Annotated in this window: 7 protein-coding genes; all 7 read right to left on the bottom strand. The window is 27.2% G+C overall.

The genetic code is table 11. From position 1 onward, the window contains the following. A partial coding sequence (locus QX51_RS17525; RefSeq protein ID WP_039681196.1) for a sensor histidine kinase occupies window positions 1-863 on the bottom strand: 863 nt, incomplete at its 3' end. 21 nt (window positions 864-884) lie between these two features. Next, a complete protein-coding gene (locus QX51_RS17520; protein ID WP_039681195.1) occupies window positions 885-1,283 on the bottom strand; it encodes a hypothetical protein in 399 nt (132 codons plus the stop codon). Between the two features lie 102 nt (window positions 1,284-1,385). After that, window positions 1,386-1,664: a hypothetical protein gene (locus QX51_RS17515; protein ID WP_039681194.1), complete on the bottom strand. Its 279-nt coding sequence runs from the start codon at window positions 1,662-1,664 to the stop codon at window positions 1,386-1,388. Further along, window positions 1,657-1,866 (bottom strand): hypothetical protein, encoded by a 210-nt coding sequence (locus tag QX51_RS21625; RefSeq protein WP_330376103.1) that lies wholly within the window; start codon window positions 1,864-1,866, stop codon window positions 1,657-1,659. The genes QX51_RS17515 and QX51_RS21625 overlap by 8 nt, the downstream gene beginning before the upstream one ends. Window positions 1,867-2,034: 168 nt before the next feature. Further along, window positions 2,035-2,271, bottom strand: coding sequence for an ATP-binding cassette domain-containing protein (locus QX51_RS21620; RefSeq protein ID WP_334291555.1), 237 nt, complete (start codon window positions 2,269-2,271; stop codon window positions 2,035-2,037). A 29-nt stretch (window positions 2,272-2,300) separates the two neighbouring features. After that, window positions 2,301-2,432 carry a hypothetical protein gene (locus QX51_RS21695; RefSeq protein WP_334291556.1) on the bottom strand — a complete coding sequence of 44 codons (132 nt, stop codon included), beginning with the start codon at window positions 2,430-2,432 and terminating at the stop codon, window positions 2,301-2,303. A 251-nt stretch (window positions 2,433-2,683) separates the two neighbouring features. Continuing rightward, window positions 2,684-2,917 carry a winged helix-turn-helix domain-containing protein gene (locus QX51_RS17505; RefSeq protein ID WP_079764831.1) on the bottom strand — a complete coding sequence of 78 codons (234 nt, stop codon included), beginning with the start codon at window positions 2,915-2,917 and terminating at the stop codon, window positions 2,684-2,686. Window positions 2,918-3,097: the final 180 nt, after the last annotated feature.

Raw genomic sequence — 3,097 nt, 5'->3', positions numbered from 1 at the left:
CAATTAATTCTAACTCTTATATTACCATTCATAGTTTCAACTAAAAGCTTAGTTATGGTAAGTCCAAGTCCAGAACTTTGATTACTTCTTGACTTATCTTTCATATAAAAACGTTTAAATAATTTTTCTACATCTGCTTCTTCTAGATTTTCAACATTATTACTAAAAATTATATCAATATTATCATTTGATTGTTTCATACATACTTTAAAAGTATCCTTTGCATATTTTATAGCATTTTGAATTAAATTAGTAAAAATTCTGCCTATAATGTCTAAATCACCTTGAATATTTATTGCTTCCTCACCAATATCTAGCTCCACATCTATTCCTCTTTTATCAAAATCATTATAATAAATTAGTAGTTGCTCCATCAGTTCTTTATGGATATCAATAGTTTTTATATCTACTTTATATTCATTTGCTTCTAATCTGGATAAATCATAAAAGATTTGAATCAAATCTTTTAAATCTCTAGATTTTCTCTCTACTATAGAAATATATTCATACTTTTCATCCTTTGTAATTTCTTCATCTTTTATTAATTCCAAATAACCCAATATGGATGTGAGTGGAGTTCTTAAATCATGAGATATATTTTCGATTTCTTTTCGTAGCTCTTTTTCCCTTCGAGTACTTTTAATTTTCTCCATCTGAGTTTTTTCTAAGTAATTATTCATCTCTTGCAATAAGTCTTCTAAGTCTTTGTTTGGAGATGCTAAAGTAAGCCTTCGATTTCTTTCAATATCTTCACATACCTCTTTTAAATCATATTTTGCTTCTCTAATATTTTTAGAAAGCAAAAAAAAGCGTGCAGAAAAATACACACTTGTAAAAAATAAAATTATCACTATAAAAATCATACTCTGCACACTCCTCTTTTATTATTTTATTTCAACCTTTTCAAATAGCTTCATTCCCAATAAATAAAATACTAAAGTTCCAACAATTCCTACTATAAAGCAATTTATTAAGCCTTGTTGACTACTCCAAAAGAATATAAATTTATGATCACCGCTACCTTCTGTAATATTTTTCACTATATTCCATGGCATAAGCTTAGCTATCTTTCTCAATATTTCTACTCTAGCTCCTAGTAGTTCCATAACTTTAGGTATTATAACCATAATAGAAACCCACCACATAACTACTGTAGTTTCACTCTCGAATATAAAATAAAAACAATGAGCTACTGTAGCACTAACTAAAAATAATGGTATGCAGGCTATTAAAGCTCTTATTAGTTCATTTAAATAAATAGATCCACTATTATCAAGTAACAATAACACACTTCCAATGTAAACTGAACTAATAAGTATTAAGTTAATTAAAGCTATAATTAATAAAACTACAAACTTGCCAAAATAAATTTCACTTCTTGCTATTCAATAAGAAATAGAGTTTTTTAAAGTATGACTTTTATACTCTTGCCCAAATATTACTGCTACCATAGGCAAGCATAAAGCTAGAGGAATTCCCATACTCATATATAGTGATGAAAACGAGAAATAAGTATTGGCATAAGGAAAGTTTGGATCATTATTTACAAAACCTACAAGTACTCCATTTATAAATAGCACAAATGCCATGCATCCAAATAAAAATATATAATTTCCCTTGGAACGTATATTACGATAAACTTCACTTTTAATATAATTAATCATGTTGAATACTTCCTATTAAAGACATGTAGTAATTTTCAAGATTTACAGATTTCTCCTCCAAAGCTAATAATCCTATATTATTAGAAACAGCCAAACAACTTATTTTTTCTGGTCCATCAATTCCTTCAAATATCTGAATTCTATCTTCTGGCAATACTTTATAATCCTTATATACCAACTCTTCTTCTAATAATGCTGACATTTTCTTAGGGTTATTTACTTTAATTTCTAAATAGCTTTTACATTTTTCCTCAAGTTCTTTGGCAGATAATTCTTCTACTAATTGACCTTTATTTAAAAATCCATAACATGTGACTACATTAGCTAGCTCAGATAATATATGGCTTGATATTAGAATTGTAATGTTCTTTTATTTATTAAGCTTTAAGAGTAAATTTCTTATTTCTATAATTCCTGATGGATCTAGCCCATTGATAGGTTCGTCCAACAATAATAACTCCGGCTCTGTCATCATAGCTAGCGCTAACCCTAATCTTTGTTTCATTCCAAGAGATAAATCTTTAAACTTCTTTTTATTTACATCTAATAAATTAACTTCTTTTAGAACTTTATCTATTTTGTCTTTGCCTGGTATTCCTCTTTGCATACGATAATATTCCATATTTTGCTCTACTGTTAATTTTTCGTAAAACTTGGCGATTCTATTATAGTTCCTGTTCTTCGTCTAGCTTTACCTAAATCGACCTTTGAAGTTTTCTCGAATAGTTCAAATTCACCACTACTACTTTCAGCCTGTCCTGTTAAAATTCTAAGAAGCGTAGTCTTTTCTGCTCCATTATTTCCTGCAACCCATAAATATCACCTTAATTTACAGTAATATCTATATTTGATAATGCATGATCTTGACAATATTTTTTACACAACTTGTGTGTTTTTATAATTGATTTCCATCTGCATTCTCCCTTCAACTTTTTAATTCTTTTTAAGTTTCAATTAACTTTACATTGATAAGAATACAGAAATATTTTTAATAAATATTCAAAAAAGTTTAAAGATTATTAATCATTATTTAATTTAAATCCAATCCCCAAAACTGTTTTTATATATTCTTCATCTTCTGCTATATCTTTTATCTTTTTTCTTATATTACTAACATGAACATTTACAGAGTTATCTTCACCATAATATCCACTCTTCCACACTTGTTCATATAAAGCTTCTCTGGAATAAACTTTATCTGGATTTTTTAGTAAAAGACATAATATATCAAATTCATGATTTGTTAATGCAATATTTTTTCCTCTAACTTTTACCGATCTAGATTGTTTATTTAATACTAATTTTTTAAATTTATGTTCTTCATTATTAAAGTTCTCATTTATATTTTCCCCAAATCTTCTATATCTTCTTAGAAATATGTTCTTTCCTCATTTTTATCCTACACTTTAAAGTTTTCTACGTTTCCTAAATCT

Source organism: Terrisporobacter othiniensis, from assembly GCF_000808015.1.
GTDB lineage: Bacteria > Bacillota > Clostridia > Peptostreptococcales > Peptostreptococcaceae > Terrisporobacter > Terrisporobacter muris.
The sequence above is the reverse complement of the archived record's forward strand: the minus strand, read 5'-3'. Positions and strand labels throughout refer to the sequence as shown.